16 protein-coding genes are annotated in these 16,024 nt (G+C 52.3%); 10 read left to right on the forward strand and 6 right to left on the reverse strand.

Going from position 1 to position 16,024, the window contains the following annotated elements; genetic code table 11:
- Positions 1-2,402: DNA polymerase III subunit alpha (gene dnaE, locus WAO31_RS00800; protein WP_509589071.1), on the forward strand; the 2,402-nt coding region annotated here is incomplete at its 5' end.
- Here dnaE and WAO31_RS00805 read toward each other — a convergent pair.
- Positions 2,372-2,878, reverse strand: coding sequence for a flavin reductase family protein (locus WAO31_RS00805; protein WP_509589073.1), 507 nt, complete (start codon positions 2,876-2,878; stop codon positions 2,372-2,374). The genes dnaE and WAO31_RS00805 overlap by 31 nt on opposite strands.
- Positions 2,879-2,960: 82 nt before the next feature.
- Between WAO31_RS00805 and hisD the strand changes: the two genes are divergently transcribed.
- From hisD to WAO31_RS00820, 3 genes are all read left to right on the forward strand, one after another.
- Positions 2,961-4,274 (forward strand): histidinol dehydrogenase, encoded by a 1,314-nt coding sequence (gene hisD / locus WAO31_RS00810; RefSeq protein WP_509589075.1) that lies wholly within the window; start codon positions 2,961-2,963, stop codon positions 4,272-4,274.
- A gap of 81 nt (positions 4,275-4,355) precedes the next feature.
- On the forward strand, positions 4,356-4,829 hold the full coding sequence (gene nrdR, locus WAO31_RS00815) for a transcriptional regulator NrdR (RefSeq protein ID WP_509589077.1): 474 nt from the start codon (positions 4,356-4,358) through the stop codon (positions 4,827-4,829).
- Between the two features lie 54 nt (positions 4,830-4,883).
- Positions 4,884-5,897, forward strand: a complete 1,014-nt coding sequence (locus tag WAO31_RS00820) for a quinone-dependent dihydroorotate dehydrogenase (protein ID WP_509589101.1) — start codon at positions 4,884-4,886, stop codon at positions 5,895-5,897.
- Positions 5,898-5,919: 22 nt separating this feature from the next.
- Here WAO31_RS00820 and WAO31_RS00825 read toward each other — a convergent pair whose 3' ends face one another.
- Positions 5,920-6,489: a DUF3043 domain-containing protein gene (locus tag WAO31_RS00825; RefSeq protein WP_509589079.1), complete on the reverse strand. Its 570-nt coding sequence runs from the start codon at positions 6,487-6,489 to the stop codon at positions 5,920-5,922.
- Positions 6,490-6,535: 46 nt separating this feature from the next.
- Here WAO31_RS00825 and WAO31_RS00830 point away from each other — a divergent pair, with 46 nt between their 5' ends.
- The 6 genes from WAO31_RS00830 to WAO31_RS00855 all read left to right on the forward strand — a co-directional run bounded on the left by WAO31_RS00830 (position 6,536) and on the right by WAO31_RS00855 (position 11,873).
- On the forward strand, positions 6,536-7,939 hold the full coding sequence (locus WAO31_RS00830) for a dipeptidase (protein WP_509589081.1): 1,404 nt from the start codon (positions 6,536-6,538) through the stop codon (positions 7,937-7,939).
- A 60-nt stretch (positions 7,940-7,999) separates the two neighbouring features.
- Complete coding sequence (gene erpA, locus WAO31_RS00835) at positions 8,000-8,341, forward strand: iron-sulfur cluster insertion protein ErpA (protein WP_509589083.1); 342 nt, start codon at positions 8,000-8,002, stop codon at positions 8,339-8,341.
- A gap of 125 nt (positions 8,342-8,466) precedes the next feature.
- Complete coding sequence (gene ctaC / locus WAO31_RS00840) at positions 8,467-9,315, forward strand: aa3-type cytochrome oxidase subunit II (protein ID WP_509589085.1); 849 nt, start codon at positions 8,467-8,469, stop codon at positions 9,313-9,315.
- 5 nt (positions 9,316-9,320) lie between these two features.
- Complete coding sequence (gene ctaD / locus WAO31_RS00845; RefSeq protein ID WP_509589087.1) at positions 9,321-11,015, forward strand: aa3-type cytochrome oxidase subunit I; 1,695 nt, start codon at positions 9,321-9,323, stop codon at positions 11,013-11,015.
- Positions 11,016-11,018: 3 nt separating this feature from the next.
- A complete protein-coding gene (locus WAO31_RS00850) occupies positions 11,019-11,432 on the forward strand; it encodes a cytochrome c oxidase subunit 4 (protein WP_509589089.1) in 414 nt (137 codons plus the stop codon).
- A 54-nt stretch (positions 11,433-11,486) separates the two neighbouring features.
- Positions 11,487-11,873, forward strand: coding sequence for a RidA family protein (locus WAO31_RS00855; protein WP_509589091.1), 387 nt, complete (start codon positions 11,487-11,489; stop codon positions 11,871-11,873).
- Between the two features lie 58 nt (positions 11,874-11,931).
- Here WAO31_RS00855 and qcrB read toward each other — a convergent pair whose 3' ends face one another.
- From qcrB to ctaE, 4 genes are all read right to left on the reverse strand, one after another.
- Positions 11,932-13,581, reverse strand: a complete 1,650-nt coding sequence (gene qcrB, locus WAO31_RS00860; protein ID WP_509589093.1) for a cytochrome bc1 complex cytochrome b subunit — start codon at positions 13,579-13,581, stop codon at positions 11,932-11,934.
- Positions 13,582-13,584: 3 nt separating this feature from the next.
- Positions 13,585-14,628, reverse strand: a complete 1,044-nt coding sequence (qcrA, locus tag WAO31_RS00865; RefSeq protein ID WP_509589095.1) for a cytochrome bc1 complex Rieske iron-sulfur subunit — start codon at positions 14,626-14,628, stop codon at positions 13,585-13,587.
- Between the two features lie 15 nt (positions 14,629-14,643).
- Positions 14,644-15,432, reverse strand: a complete 789-nt coding sequence (gene qcrC, locus WAO31_RS00870; RefSeq protein ID WP_509589097.1) for a cytochrome bc1 complex diheme cytochrome c subunit — start codon at positions 15,430-15,432, stop codon at positions 14,644-14,646.
- Between the two features lie 12 nt (positions 15,433-15,444).
- Positions 15,445-16,024: aa3-type cytochrome oxidase subunit III (gene ctaE / locus WAO31_RS00875; protein ID WP_509589099.1), on the reverse strand; the 580-nt coding region annotated here is incomplete at its 5' end.

Here is a 16,024-nt window from a genome sequence, read left to right on the forward strand (position 1 = left end):
GAATTACTGAGCTAGATCCGATTGTGCATGGTTTGATTTTTGAGAGGTTCCTTAACCCCGACCGAGTCTCGCCACCAGATATTGATGTCGACTTCGACGACCGAAGGCGCGGCGAGGTAATTCGATATGTAAGTCAGAAATACGGTGAGGATCGGGTGGCTCAGATCGTCACCTTTGGAACAATCAAGGCAAAGCAAGCACTTAAGGACTCGGCCAGAGTCTTGGGAATGCCCTACGCAGCCGGAGAAAAGCTGACCAAGCTAATGCCCCCGATGGTGCTCGGAAGAGATGTATCGCTCGGTGAGTTAGTTGAAAAGCCAGAAGATAAGCAAGCCGAGCAGACATCGAGGTACAAGGAGGCCGCCGAGTTTAGAGAGGCGCTGGAGAATGATCCGGACTCGGCAAAGATCTTCGAACTTGCCAGGGGCCTTGAGAACCTAAAGCGTCAGTGGGGCGTGCACGCGGCGGGCGTGATCATGTCTGCCGAGCCACTTCTTGATGTGATTCCAATCATGAGGAGAGAAGATGACGGTGCCGTAATCACTCAGTTTGACCAGCCGCCTTGTGAAAAACTCGGGCTGTTAAAGATGGACTTTTTGGGACTTCGAAACCTCACGGTTTTAGATGACGCACTGGCCAACATTAAGTCCAACAAGGGTACAACGGTCGTTCTAGAAGAGCTGGATCTCAACTCAGACGAAAACACTTTTGAGCTTTTATCCAGGGGTGACACTCTCGGAGTATTCCAGCTCGACGGTGCTCAGATGAGATCTCTACTCCGGATGCTCAAGCCGAGTGAGTTTGAGCACATCTCCGCAGTAATTGCGCTCTATCGACCCGGTCCAATGGGCGAGAAATCGCACACCAACTACGCACTCAGAAAAAACGGCCTGCAAAAATCAGAGCCGATTCACCCGGAGCTTGCCGAAACACTTGCCGAAATTCTCGATCCGACCTACGGCCTGATTGTTTATCAGGAGCAGGTAATGGCGGTTGCTCAAAAAGTCGCAGGGTTCTCCCTTGCGCAGGCCGATCTGCTTCGCCGTGCAATGGGTAAAAAAGATAAGAAGGAGCTGGATCGCTCCTATAAAGACTTCAGTGAGGGAATGGCGAAGCAAAATTACTCAGAGCCCGCTATTGAAACGCTCTGGAAGACACTGCTTCCATTTGCGGACTACGCCTTTAACAAGGCGCACTCGGCCGGGTACGGAGTCTTGAGCTACTGGACCTCTTATCTAAAGGCAAACTTCCCGGCGGAGTACATGGCTGCCCTGCTCACCTCGGTGGGGGACTCAAAAGACAAGCTCGCAATCTACCTGAACGAATGCCGCAGGATGGACATCAACGTTCAAGCCCCCGATGTGAATTCCTCCATTGGGCCCTTCAGCGCCGTTGGTGACACAATCCGGTTTGGACTAGGTGCGATTAGGAACGTTGGACACCACGTCGTGGATGGAATTATCGAAGCCCGCAGAGATAAGCCATTTGAGTCCTTCACCGATTTTCTTCGTCGAGTACCGCAGCAGGTTTGCTCTAAACGCACCATTGAGTCGCTGATTAAGGCCGGAGCATTTGACACTCTTGGCCACACCAGGCGTGCGCTGATGGAGATTCACGAGGAGGCCGTGGACTCTCAGTCGGTAATCAAGAAAAATGAATCAACCGGACAGGTCGATTTATTCGGGGATTTGTTTGCCGAGTCCGATTCACACTTAGTTGTTCCAAATAGACCCGAATGGCCAAAGTCAGAAAAGCTCGCGCACGAGCGTGAAATGCTCGGCCTTTATGTCTCGGATCACCCGCTAGCTGGAAGAGAGCGACAACTGGCACAGTTTGCCGATTTCACCATCGGTGATTTGCTTACCAGCGAAGACATTAGAGATGGGGAGACAATCACCATTGCGGGGCTAATTTCAAGCGTCACGCATCGAGTTGCCAGGTCCTCTGGAAACCCTTACGCAAATGTGACGATTGAGGATTTCGAAGGGGAAATATCTGTGATGTTCATGGGTAAGACATACAAAGAGTATTCCGAGTCACTGATCAATGATGAAGTAGTAATGGTGCGAGGGCGAATAAACTCCCGCGATGACGGGTTTGCGATTTCAGCTTTTTCAATGGAGAGTATTGCTCTAGGTTCCGAAGCGGCATCACAGGGTCCTCTTCGCTTGCAGATAACAGAAGCTGATGCGACCAGAAGCGTGCTCGAGAATCTAGACGCTACCTTGAAGGCGCACCCCGGCAAGGAAGAAGTTCAATTAAGTTTTATTGACGAGCTAAACCCCAGAAGTTTTAAGCTTCAGCCAACGGTGAGAATTTCTGACGATCTAATCGGCGAGCTTAAGGCACTTTTGGGAGCAAGCTGCTTGGCTCAAAGTGCAGTGTCGGCTGGGGTGAAGTAGGCCCGCTGGTTGTAAAGCAGCGCCTTGTCCTCAACGCCGAGCATCCCTGAAACGACATCGCTTATGAAAACTGCATTTTGTTCGACGTGATGAAACTCGCGAACCTTGGCAAACAAAACGGCCGGTACATTCTTGAAAACCGGAAGACCAAATTCCGAAAACTCCCAGTCGCCATCAAGAAATCGCTTGTTCTTATCAGCGGCCATCTTTTGCGCCAGATCATAGTTTTGGGCTCCAAGCATGTGAAGAGCTAGGTGCTGAGTGGTGGAAATTGTTGGCCAGGAGGACGATTCCCGGGAGACGTTGAATGTCACCAGCGGGGGATTTGAACCGAGCGAGGTCATTGAGGTTGCGGTAAAACCAACCGGGGAGCCATCTTCTGCGGTTGCCGTGATTATTGCAACTCCCGAGGCGTGCCTTCGAAAGGCTGCCTTCAGGGCGTCAGTAGCATCTGTATCTATATTTTCTGTTGACATCGAATAATAGATTAGCCGAGGGTTTGCCCTAAACAGACCAAATAGACTTAGGGCTCAAACCGACCAAAAAGAAAGAGTCAGAATGAGCGTTATTCGCCAGCTTGATCTTCGCGGTTTACCCGTAGTCGAGGCGCAACTGGCCGAACAGATTCCCAGGGCCAAGCTCAACATAGATGCTGCAATGGAAGTCGCCACGGGGGTTATTAACTCGGTTAGGACATCGGGAGTCTCATACATCCGCGAGCTCTCGAAGGAGCTGGATGGATTCGACCCTGAGCCGCTTCGGGTTTCATCGGAGGAACTCAACCAGGCTCTCCATGCGCTAGATCCTGACCTTCGAGCCGCTATTGAGGCCGCAATCGATCGCAACAGAATAGTTTCTCAGGCTGCAGTGCCGGAAGCCTTTGGAGTTGAATTGTCGAAAGGAGCGAGTGTTTCTCAGCGCTATGTTCCGGTGGACTCGGTTGGGCTTTACGTCCCAGGTGGAAAAGCTGTCTACCCGTCGAGCGTCGTTATGAATGCCGTCCCGGCTCAAGTGGCAGGAGTTTCAAAGATATTCCTTGCAACTCCGGGTCAGCGAGATTTTGACGGAAGGCCGCACCCGAGCGTCCTGGCGACCGCTGCTCTTCTTGGACTCGAGGATGTATTTTGCATCGGAGGCCCGGCAGCTATAGCCGCCTTCGCATACGGAATAGAAGAAATCGATCTTCCTGCTGTTCGACTGATCACGGGACCGGGCAACGCATATGTTGCTGCCGCTAAGAGGCTCGTTCGCTCAACTGTTGCTATTGATTCGGAGGCGGGTACCACCGAGATACTTATCATTGCGGACGAGTTTGCCAATCCCAAGTTAGTTGCAGCAGATCTGATTTCACAGGCTGAGCACGATGAGTCGGCTGCGGCGGTTCTTGTCACAGATAGTGAGATTTTGCTTGCAAAGGTTCTTCTGGAGCTTGAGACACAGGTATTAGCCACCAAACACTCCAGGAGAGTTGCCGCGGCACTTGGTGGCCAGCAATCAGCACTGGTCTTAGTTGACTCGCTAGATCAGGCTGTTGAAGTGGCAAATTCCTACGCAACTGAACACCTGGAGATCTTGGTTTCAGAACCGAATGTCCTGCTGCCAAAAATTACCAACGCCGGTGCGATTTTCTTGGGGGAGTATTCGCCTGTTAGTCTCGGCGACTACCTGGCTGGATCAAATCACGTCCTGCCAACAGGTGGCACAGCAAAGTACAGCTCGGGCCTGGGCGTTCACACCTTCTTGCGCCCGCAACAAATTATCGATTACTCCAGGGCTGCTCTTGAAGAGCAAGCTGGGTCGCTACCCCTTTTTGCAAATGCTGAGGACTTGCCCGCCCACGGCGAGGCTGTGCTGAAGCGATTTGAGAGCTAAGGGGCAAGCCCGAGGCCGAATCGAGCGCTATTTAACCCAGTCGGCTCTAAAATTAGATAGAGAGAGTTAGAGGTTCATCAAATGCACTGTCCATTTTGCCGTCACGCCGACTCTCGAGTCACTGACTCAAGAACCAGCGAGGATGGCTCAGCCATCAGACGTCGCCGGCAGTGCCCGGAGTGTGGCAAACGATTCACAACCTCCGAGACCGCGTCACTAACAGTAATCAAGCGAAGCGGTGTCACAGAACCCTTTAGTCGAGAAAAGATCGTTAGCGGTGTTGGAAAGGCTTGTCAGGGTCGTCCCGTTTCGGATGCTGACCTGGCAGTACTGGCGCAACAGGTTGAAGAAATCATCAGATCATCCGGAGCAGCTCAAGTCGAGGCTCACGAGATTGGACTGGCAATTTTGGAACCACTTCGAGAACTAGACGAGGTTGCCTTCATGCGCTTCGCGAGTGTATACCAGGGGTGGGAGTCTCTGGAGGACTTTGAAGCCGCCATTGGAGTGCTTCGAGCCACCAAGGACGTTCCAACAGATGACGCTAAGGCGTAGGTCTTCGGTGACCTCATCCCAAGCAAGGAACCTAAGCGGTGATCTGGGGATTTGATTTATCGCCTATTTTTTAATCTGATTTTTTCCAGGTTTAATCCCGAGACGGCCCACCACCTCGGCATGTTCTTAATCAAGGCTTTGGGAGCCACCGGTTTGGCAAAACTCAGCCGGTTAGGTGTCGTTCCCCAGAGAACAGTTGCTTTTGGGTTGGAATTCGATGGGCCATTTGGAATGGCGGCGGGCTTTGATAAAAACGCAGAAGCGGTTAGAGAATTGGGCGAGCTTGGGTTCTCTCATGTGGAGATTGGCACCGTGACTAGATTTGCCCAAACCGGAAATCCAAGACCCAGACTTTTCCGACTCAAAAAAGATCTCAGTCTCATCAACCGAATGGGTTTCAACAATGACGGGGCAGACGTTATCGCCAAGCGCCTCGCGGCACTTCGACAAAGTGGAAAGAAGCTTCCTGTAATCGGAGTGAACATAGGAAAGAGCAAAGTTACCGAAATTGAAGATGCCGTAGCGGATTATGCTTACAGCGCCGAAAAGCTCGCACCCTTTGCGGACTATCTCGCAGTGAATGTTTCTTCTCCAAATACCCCCGGACTTCGCTCGCTCCAGGCAATTGATCAACTTGAGCCAATTTTGATTACCGTTCTGGAAAAATCCATGGGCAAACCCGTGCTGGTAAAAATTGCACCCGACTTGGCGAACGAAGACGTAGTCGAGGTAGCGGGCCTAGCCACAAAGCTTGGGCTTGCTGGTGTTATTGCAACCAACACCACAGTTTCAAGATCCGGCCTTTTAGCTGACGGTAAGAAAGTTGAGGCGATGGGCCAAGGAGGACTCTCCGGTCCGGTACTGGCAGAAAGGTCGCTAGAGGTGCTGACTCTGCTTAGATCAAACCTTCCGAATCAGATAGCAATAATTTCGGTTGGGGGAGTTTTCTCCTCTAGGGAAGTTGCCAACAGACTGAACCTTGGAGCACAGCTGGTTCAGGGCTACACCGGATTTGTTTACGAGGGACCGCTCTGGGCCAGAAAAATAAACCGGGGACTCGCTGGCTAATTTCTTTTAAGAAAGGTCCTAACTAGAAGTCTTTGTTTCCGCGCTTGACTTGAGGCTTTGGGAGTCTCATCCCGCGCATTTGAATCGATCGCATCGCCGCGTACCAGCGAAGGCCTTTTTCGGCTTTGTCTCCATATTTTTCTTGGACCACACGTTGGGTTTTCTTACCCAGAATATATCCGTCCAGTGCAACCGTTACAAATAGCCCCCACATCGCAATGAGTGTTCCGAGCTGGATGTAAAGATCAACCACGGGGTCATCTGTTCGTATCGAGGAGATAATAATGACCAGGAACAGAGCCGGGAGAACCAATTCACCGGCCGTAAACCTGGAGTCAACTACATCCCTTGCAAGTTTGCGTTGGGGCCCGCGGTCACGACTTGTCAGATAGCGCTCGTCACCATTTGCGAGTCCTTCTCGAGCCTTGGCTCGCTCGGCCTGAAGTGCGCGCTTAGCGGCTCGCTTGGCCTCGGGTGATCTGTTTCCAACAACGGGCTTCTTCCGAAGCATTTCCTGCTGTTTTCTAGCCGGAGTCGGCTTACCCTTGCCGTCTTTTTTAGGCGGATCAACTTGAGGGGCGTCTTGAGGCATTGGGGTCCTTCGGTTTGTTGTTGGTTTCTCGCTTAAGATTACCCTCATGGACTTATCGGTACCGACAATTAGCCAAGCAGAGCTCGAGCGCGCTAACGAGGCCGTGACAAAACTGTTTTCTACTGCTCTAGAGGACCTGAAAGAACTGGTTCGCATTCCGGGTATTGCCTGGGATGCCTTTGATGCTGACGAACTTGAGCGAAGTGTTCAGGCTGTTCGGCGGCTTTTTGAAAGTACCGGGGTCTTTGAAGAAGTTGAGGTTCTGCAATCAAGCTACGGTTCTGGGCAAACTGGAGCCCCGGCGATTGTTGCCACAAGAGCTGCGAAGAATTCCCGGCCCACAATCTTGCTTTATGCGCACCACGACGTTCAACCCCCGGGAGACCAAAGTTTTTGGGAGTCTGAACCATTTGAACCTGAGGTGAGAAAGGGTCGCCTTTTTGGCAGGGGAGCAGCGGATGACAAGGCAGGAATCGTGGCCCACTGCGCCTCGGTAAAACTTCTAGCTGAACTGGCCGGATCAGATTTTGATCTAGGGCTTGTGGTTTTTATCGAGGGTGAGGAAGAGGCGGGTTCGCCGTCGTTTGCAAACTTTTTGGAGCAGTACAAGCAAAAGCTTCAAAGCGATGTGATTGTGGTTGCCGATTCCGGGAATTGGAGCACTACGGTTCCAGCGATAACCACCACCCTTCGGGGACTGGTCTCTTTGGAATTTGAGGTGCAGACCCTAGATCATGCGGTCCACAGCGGGATGTACGGCGGCGCGGTGCCAGACGCCATGCTGGCCTTGGTAAAAATACTGGACTCGATGTGGGATGAAAAGGGGCAAGTCTCCATTTTGGGACTAAAAAGTACTCAAAATACTGATTTAAGCTACAGTGAAGAGCAATTAAGGGCAGACTCAGGACTTTTGCCCTCCACTAAGGCCCTTGGTGAGGGAGCCATACTTCCGCGAATATGGACCAAACCAGCCCTGACTCTGATTGGGCTGGATTACCCAGCGGTGGCGGTGTCCTCAAACACTTTGGTTCCGAGACTCAAGGCCAAGTTGAGCCTTCGGATAGCCCCCGGAGAGAACCCAGAACAGGCCCTGGAGGCCCTTCAGGGCCACATCCTGGCCAATAACCCGCTAGGGGCAGAGGTGACTTTTGGGGCCGTAGAGCTCGGGAAGCCCTTCAGCCTGGGGGATTCCGGCTGGGCCAAGTCTCTAGCAGAACATGCCCTAGAGCTGGCCTACGGTCAGAAATCGGTAGATATCGGCATCGGGGGCTCGATTCCTTTCATTGCTGATTTGGAGCGGGTTTTCCCCGAGGCTCAGGTGCTCGTGACCGGTGTTGAAGATCCGGATTCGAGGGCTCACTCGCCGAACGAAAGTCTTCATTTGGAGACCTTCAAATCTGCAATTTTGGCTCAGACGCTGTTTCTGCTTGCTGGGAATCAGATTCACTAGCATTCGGTTTAGCCTTGTTAGAGTAGTAGCAGTTCACGGAAACTTATAGGGAGTCCAATCATGGATCAGACGCTCAGCCACAAAGTCAGCCTCACCGATACCGCCAAGGAAAAGGTGCGCACCCTGCTAACCGCTGAAGGTCGGGATGATCTTCGCCTCCGTGTTTCTGTTCAGCCTGGAGGGTGCTCCGGACTCATCTACCAACTATTTTTTGACGAGGTTCTAGAGGACTCTGATGCAGTAGCCGAATTCGACGGAGTTCAGGTTGTTGTGGACAAGATGAGTGTTCCATACCTTGAGGGCGCATCGATTGACTTCGAGGACACAATTCAGAAGCAGGGCTTTACAATCGACAACCCAAACGCTGCCGGATCCTGCGCCTGCGGAGACTCTTTCAACTAGCTCTCAAACCGCTTTTTATCCCACAAAAACCCCTGTTCTAGTGGTGTTTTGGCACTGACGGGGCATTTTCCTCGCTTAGACTAAAGGGGTAATCATCCAGCTGTCTGAAGGGTCAGTTTCTAAAGTTGAAAACTAGATTAAAGTGGGCATTTGCCCCAATAGCCGCCACCATGGTCCTGCTGCTCACTGGCTGCACAGACCAGCTTGCCCGCGGTTTCTTGCCGGGAGAGTGGGGCGTCACAAATCACACCGACAGAATCACAGGACTCTGGACCACAGCTTGGATCGTTCTCTACGCTATCGGAATCATTGCCTGGGGCCTCATGGCTTGGGCAATTGTGGTTTACCGCCGGCGCAAGGGTGAGACCGGAATGCCAGCCCAGTTCAGGTACAACAACCCGATTGAAGCCTTATTCACAGTAATTCCGCTGATCTTGGTCATTGGATTCTTCGCCTTCACAGCCAGAGACATGGCGGCAATTGAGACGCCAACCGAGAACCCAGATGTCACCATCCAGGTAATTGCAAAGCAGTGGAGCTGGGACTTTAACTACGTGGACGCCGATGTCTTTGAATCCGGGATTCAGGCACAGTTTGATGGCCAAGAGGGAGTTCCCGAGACACTTCCAACTCTTTACTTGCCTGTGAACCAGAGCGTAAAAATTGACTTATCTGCTCGCGATGTAATCCACTCGTTCTGGGTGATTGACTTCCTTTACAAGAAGGACATGTTCCCCGGCAAGACCAACACCATGTACTTCACCCCACAGATTGAGGGAACATACGCGGGTAAGTGTGCCGAGCTTTGTGGCGAGTACCATTCGCTGATGCTTTTCCAAGTCAAGGTCGTCTCTCAAGCCGAGTATGACGCTTACCTGTCAACTCTTCGGGCCAAGGGACAAACTGGCCAGCTAGATACCCGTTATGACAGAAACCAAAACCTTCCAGGTGACAACCCAGAGATCAGAGGATAGTCAAGATGGCAACCATAACCGAAACTCGCCCCTCCAGCGGCTACGGAGACGGAAATTCGCCCAAGGGTAAAAAGATGACCAAGGGTCAGATTCTTGTCGACTGGATTACAACCACTGACCACAAGAAAATCGGTTACTTGTACCTAATTACCTCTTTCGCCTACTTCCTTATCGGGGGAGTAATGGCTCTTATCATCCGCGCTCAGCTTGCAGCTCCGGGGCTCGACATAGTTCAGACCAAAGAGCAGTACAACCAGCTGTTCACAATGCACGGCACCATCATGCTTTTGATGTTTGCAACACCTTTGTTCGCTGGATTTGCAAACGTTCTAATGCCGGTGCAGATCGGTGCTCCGGATGTGGCTTTCCCTAGGTTGAATGCGATCGCCTACTGGTTCTACTTCTTCGGTTCTCTGGTGGCAGTTTCTGGATTCTTTACCCCTCAAGGTGCTGCGTCATTCGGGTGGTTTGCATATGCGCCCTTATCGAATGCGACGTTCTCTCCGGGAATAGGTGGTGATCTGTGGGTCTTTGGTCTGGCGTTGGCCGGCTTTGGAACCATCATGGGTGGAGTTAACTTCATAACCACAATCTTGACCATGCGTGCACCTGGAATGACCATGTTCCGTATGCCGATCTTCACCTGGAACACTCTGGTGACGTCGATCCTAGTTATCATGGCCTTCCCTCCGCTGGCAGCTGCGCTGTTCGCTCTTGGAGCGGATAGAAGACTGGACACTCAGATCTTTGACCCGGCAAACGGGGGAGCTATGCTTTGGCAGCACCTGTTCTGGTTCTTTGGACACCCCGAGGTCTACATCATCGCGCTACCGTTTTTCGGAATTGTTTCGGAGATTTTCCCAGTATTCAGTCGTAAACCAATCTTCGGGTACAAGACTTTGGTCTACGCAACTATTGCTATTGCAGCACTGTCGATGACAGTTTGGGCTCACCACATGTACGTGACCGGTTCGGTGCTTCTTCCTTTCTTCGCATTCACGACGATGCTAATTGCGGTCCCGACCGGTGTGAAAATATTCAACTGGATCGGAACTATGTGGCGAGGCTCGCTGACCTTTGAGAATCCAATGCTGTGGAGCCTGGGCTTTTTGACCACCTTTATCTTTGGGGGTTTGACCGGAGTAATCTTGGCGTCGCCTGCACTTACCTTCCACTTGTCCGACAGCTACTTCGTGGTTGCTCACTTCCACTACGTAGTGTTTGGAACAGTGGTGTTTGCGATGTTCGCAGGATTCTTCTTCTGGTGGCCAAAGATGACTGGAAAGATGCTGAATGAGCGCCTTGGCTACATCCAGTTCTGGATGACCTTCTTCGGTTTCCACATCACCTTCTTGATCCAGCACTGGTTGGGCGTTATCGGTATGCCACGTCGCTACGCGACCTACCTACCGGAAGATGGCTTTGCTTGGATGAACGCAGTGTCCTCGGCGGGTTCTATCCTGCTCGGACTCTCGATCATTCCGTTCCTATGGAATGTGTACATCACCTACCGATCCGCTCCGAAGGTCACCCTCGATGACCCTTGGGGTTACGGAAGGTCTTTGGAGTGGGCAACTGCAACTCCATTCCCACGTCACAACTTCACTTCGATTCCAAGGATTCGTTCCGAGTCTCCGGCGTTTGACCTGCACCACCCGGACTATGCGGCGGCGGAAGCTAAAGAGGCGGCAAGGAGGTAATTCATGAGAGCAAACTATCTACTATGGGTAATCCTCACCGGATTTTTCACGCTCGTCACGGCCGGCTATCACATTTGGTACAACTTGACCTACACGGGTTGGGAGCCAATCGGCACTTCGGCGCTAGCGATGCTTACTTTCATGAGCGCTTTTTTAGGTTTCTACCTTTGGAAACTCAACAACACCCAAGGCCCAGTTCCTGAAGACCGTGAGGATGGGAACATCGAAGACGGTGAGTCAGAGATGGGATTTTTCATGCCTTGGAGTTGGTGGCCACTGTATCTCGGTATAGCTTGCGGTTTACTGTTCGCCTCCCTAGCTGTTGGCTGGTGGCTGACTTTCTACATCGTTCCATTCGCCCTAGTGGGCGTCGTGGGTTACGTGTTTGAACAAAGCCGCGGTCGTTTCGCTCACTAGGTTGATCTCGGGGCTCTTTTGTAGCCTCGTCACCAAGTGCAAAAGGAGTGCGAAGTGGCAGCTGACAAGAAAATCTCATCTGGTGGCCCATGGGAAGAGTCGATTGGCTATTCCAGGGCGGTAGTGGCCGGGCCTTACATCCACGTCTCTGGGACCACAGCAACAGTCGATGGAGTTTTGCAACACCAAGGTAATGCCTACGGGCAGACCAAAGTTGCATTCGAAGTCATTGAGAGAGCGCTTGCCGATGGAGGCCACTCACTGGAAGACGTCGTAAGAACTAGGGTTTACTTATCCGATGCAGCGGACATGGATGCAGTTGGACGCGCCCACGGTGAGATATTTTCAGCGACAAGACCGGCGGCAACTATGCTTGCCGGAATAAAGTTCATCAACCCAGATATGCTCGTTGAGATCGAGGTTGATTCATACAAACCCTGATACTCGAAGAGTAAAAAATCCCCCCAACCGATTCGGTCAGGGGGATTTCTTATTTGAACTACTTGGTCAACTGTTCCTGCTGCTCGTTTGCTGCAACAGCTGGGGAGTGATCGTGCGCCTGAGCCTCGTTTAGCTCAGTCTGGGTCACCGGTGAGATGCGGTCCTCGAAGTAGATTCTAGAAACGGCTGCTCTTAGGCGTGAACCCAGAGTGATTTTGCCCTTCTTGTTCGGAACCACGGCCGTTGGGCGGTAGTCCTTGAAGTCAACCAGCTTGTACATCTCGAACTTATCCAGCGGCTCGTGAACCTCGATGTACTCACCGTGTGGCAATCTAACAATTCGTCCGGTCTCGCGGCCGTGAAGGACAATCTCACGGTCCTTGCGCTGCAGCGACAGACAGGTTCGCTTTGTGATTAGGTAAGCCGCAATCGGCCCAGCAATCAAGAGCACCTGCATGAAAGTGAGCACCTGGTTCAAAGACATCTGGAAGAAGGTTGCAATCAAGTCGGTGGAGGCAGCTGCCCATAGGACGCCGTAGAAAGTTACTCCAGCTGCGCCGATACCGGTACGGGTTGGAGCGTTTCTTGGGCGGTCTAGAACGTGGTGCTCTCTCTTGTCGCCGGTCACCCAAGCTTCAACGAATGGGTATGCGCCTACCAGAGCTAGGAATACCAAGCTCACAACAAGTGGAACCAGAACTCCCATCGGGTAAGTGAAACCAAAGAGCATGATGTCCCAGTTGCTAGGAGCAAGTCGAAGGGCTCCATCTAGCCAACCGATGTACCAGTCCGGCTGAGTTCCAGCCGAAACAGGGGAGGGGTCGTAAGGTCCGTAGTTCCAAATTGGGTTTACGGTGAAGGTTGCTGAAATAAGCATTACAACACCAAACACGATGAAGAAGAAACCACCAGCCTTAGCAACGTATACCGGCATTAGCGGGTAGCCAACGACGTTCTCTTCCGTTCGGCCTGGGCCGGAGTAGTGGGTGTGCTTGTGAATTACCACCATGAACAGGTGTATTGCAATGAAAATAATGATCAAAGCAGGGACCAGAAGGATGTGCAGACCGTAGAGTCTGGCAATAATTTCTGTTCCCGGGAACTCTCCACCGAACAACCCGGAGGAAACTGCGGTTCCAACAACTGGAATACCCTTAATCATTCCGTCGATGATGCGAAGACCGTTTCCAGAAAGAAGGTCATCTGGAAGTGAGTAGCCGGTGAATCCAGCAGCCATTCCAAGAACGAAGAGCATGAATCCAACTAACCAGTTGATCTCGCGAGGTTTGCGGAAGGCACCTGTAAAGAACACGCGAAGCATGTGAAGCCCGGCTGCGGCAACAAACAGAAGAGCGGACCAGTGGTGAGCCTGACGCATGAGCATTCCGCCTCGGATCTCAAACGAGATGTCAAGGCTGGAGGCATAAGCGATAGACATCTGGGTGCCCTTCAGCGGAAGGTAAGCGCCGTCATAGACAACCTCAGTCATAGCTGGTTGATAGAAGAAGGTTAGGAAGGTTCCAGAGATCAGCAGGATCACGAAGCTGTAGAGAGCAACCTCACCGAGCATGAAAGACCAGTGATCTGGGAACACCTTGCGTCCAAAGGACTTTAGGATTCCACCGACGCCAACTCTCTCGTCCAAGTAGTTTGCCGTTGCAGCGAGTGCTCCACCTTGTGGCTTCTTTTCGTTTACCGTTGTGCTCATCTTCTAACGCTCCCAGAAACTAGGGCCGACTGGTTCCAGAAAATCGCTCTGGGCGATCAGGTACCCTTCCGCATCCACCGTGATCGGTAGTTGCGGTAGGGGACGAGCTGCGGGTCCAAAAACGACCTTGCAGTGCTCGGTGACGTCGAATGTTGACTGGTGGCACGGGCACAGCAACGAGTGCGTGTGCTGTTCGTAAAGTGCCACCGGGCATCCAACGTGAGTGCAAATCTTTGAGTAGGCGACAATGCCGTCGTAGGACCAGCTCTTGCGGTCCTCGGCCTCGTTGAGGCTTTCCTGGTTTAGTCGAACAAGCAGCACGGCAGCCTTGGCTTTTTCCTCCAGCTTGTGTTCGTGCATCTCGGCAAGACCCTCGGGGATCACGTGAAACACTGACCCCAGTGTCACATCAGAAGCCTTAATTGGAACTCCGGTTGGGTCCTTGGTTAGCCTTGTTCCGGTCTTCCACATGGTCTGACGAAGAGAACTGCCAAGGTCCGGTCCTAAATCGCCAAAAACAATCAACGCGGGAAGCGGGAACACCGCAAGTGCTCCATAGAGAGTCCTGCGAATTAACTTTCTTCTGCTGAATCCAGACTCCGAGTCAGCCAGCTTGACAATCTCAACTGCGCGCGCTCGAACTTCCTCGTTGCCTCTGGTCTGGTGACGAGGCTCAGAAACTTCAAAGTCAGGCATCAGGGTCTTGGCCCAGTGAACGGCACCGATTCCAATGCCCAGAAGTGACAATGTCATTTCAAGGCCAAGAAATAAATTGTTGGCCCTGACGGTGGTGAGGTCTTCGGTGATAGGGAAGGCAACGTATGCCCACAGTGCAAAGAAACTTCCTAGTACAGAGATCAGAAATAGCGCGGCGACCTGTCGCTCAGCGTTCTTGGCTTTGGCAGGGAACTTGTCGGTCATCCGCTCGCGGTGAGGCTCGAGACCGGGGTCCTTAATCTTGTCTGGCGGAACAACTGCTAGACCGGATTCGAAGTCGTGCTCGAAGCCCTCGGCCTCTGAGCCCTTCTCTAAGTCCTTACCTGCCAATTTGCGTTTCTCCCTCTAGTTTGACCTGGCGCCAAGCCATACGGTGATGGCTATGATTCCGCCGAGTCCAAAAATCCAAACAAACAAGCCTTCTGCCACCGGACCCAGGCTTCCTAACTCAAAGCCTCCGGCGGAGGGATTCTCGTCAATGTAAGCCAAATAGGTGATGATGTCTTGCTTGTCTTCAGGCGTTAGGTTCGAGTCATTGAACACTGGCATGTTCTGTGGCCCGATGACCATAGCTTGGTAAACATGTTTTGCCTCGATATTATTCAGCATCGGAGCATATTTTCCTTCGGTGAGAGCTCCACCGGCTCCAACAGCGTTGTGGCACATCGCACAGTTGATCCTAAACAGCTCGCCACCGTGGGCAACGTCCCCTGTTGCTTCTAGGTACTTAGGGTCTGGCATTGCAGGTCCGGGTGCAAGAGAGGCAACGTAAGCCGCCATTAGAAGAATCTGGTCGTCGGTGAACTGGACCTTTTTCTTTGGAAGCTGAGGTCCTGATCCCTGACCGGGCATACGACCGGTGCCAACCTGGAAATCGACAGACGCCGCTCCAACACCGATCATGCTGGGGCCAGCTGCAGTACCTTCGGCGTTTAGGCCGTGACAGCTCGAGCAGTTAGCCAGGAAGAGCTTCCGTCCTTCAGAAATCTGCTCGGCGGTGTACTCGGTTGCAACGTTTGAGGTCACGACGTTGGTTGCAACCGCATAGCCTCCTCCTGAAAAGAGCAGGCCGGCAGCGATCACTAGAGAAGCAGCGAGTGGCTTTCTGCGCGAACGATTAAGACTCTTCTTCATAGCTTCTTTCTTTTACCTGAGAACGTAGATGATCAAGAACAAGCCGATCCAAACAACATCGACGAAGTGCCAGTAGTAGGAGACAACGATTGCGCCGGTTGCCTCATAGTGGCCAAATTTCTTAGCCGCGTAAGTCCTACCGATAATGAGTAGGAAGGCGATTAGACCTCCGGTCACGTGTAGGGCGTGAAAACCGGTTGTGATGTAAAAGGCACTGCCGTACGAGTTACTGCTTAGGGTTACGCCTTCGGAAACCAGCATTGCGTACTCGTAGACCTGGCCAGCAACGAAAATAGCGCCGAGGATGTAGCTCAAGAAGAACCACTCGACTAGACCCCACTTAAGCGGGGATTTGCCGGTGGCGCGGGGCTGCATACGCTCGGCTGCAAACACACCGAACTGAGCGGTAAAAGAAGATGCCACCAAAATTAGGGTGTTCACGAGAGCAAATTGAACGTCAAGAATCTGCGAGTCATTTGCCCAAATCTCGGGCGCATTGGCCCGCAGACTGAAGTACATGGCGAAAAGTCCGGCGAAAAACATGACTTCACTGCCTAGCCAGACAATAGTTCCTACCGAGGTCGCGCTTGGC

This window comes from Rhodoluna sp., assembly GCF_049276775.1.
Classification (GTDB): Bacteria; Actinomycetota; Actinomycetes; order Actinomycetales; family Microbacteriaceae; genus Rhodoluna.

Bases quoted from the DNA above. Each gene is read 5' to 3' on its own strand.
- erpA (WP_509589083.1), top strand. From the start codon at position 8,000: ATGGATCAGACGCTCAGCCACAAAGTCAGCCTCACCGATACCGCCAAG.
- nrdR (WP_509589077.1), top strand. From the start codon at position 4,356: ATGCACTGTCCATTTTGCCGTCACGCCGACTCTCGAGTCACTGACTCA.
- WAO31_RS00850 (WP_509589089.1), top strand. From the start codon at position 11,019: ATGAGAGCAAACTATCTACTATGGGTAATCCTCACCGGATTTTTCACG.
- WAO31_RS00825 (WP_509589079.1), bottom strand. From the start codon at position 6,489: ATGCCTCAAGACGCCCCTCAAGTTGATCCGCCTAAAAAAGACGGCAAG.
- qcrB (WP_509589093.1), bottom strand. From the start codon at position 13,581: ATGAGCACAACGGTAAACGAAAAGAAGCCACAAGGTGGAGCACTCGCT.
- WAO31_RS00805 (WP_509589073.1), bottom strand. From the start codon at position 2,878: ATGTCAACAGAAAATATAGATACAGATGCTACTGACGCCCTGAAGGCA.
- qcrC (WP_509589097.1), bottom strand. From the start codon at position 15,432: ATGAAGAAGAGTCTTAATCGTTCGCGCAGAAAGCCACTCGCTGCTTCT.
- ctaD (WP_509589087.1), top strand. From the start codon at position 9,321: ATGGCAACCATAACCGAAACTCGCCCCTCCAGCGGCTACGGAGACGGA.
- WAO31_RS00830 (WP_509589081.1), top strand. From the start codon at position 6,536: ATGGACTTATCGGTACCGACAATTAGCCAAGCAGAGCTCGAGCGCGCT.
- hisD (WP_509589075.1), top strand. From the start codon at position 2,961: ATGAGCGTTATTCGCCAGCTTGATCTTCGCGGTTTACCCGTAGTCGAG.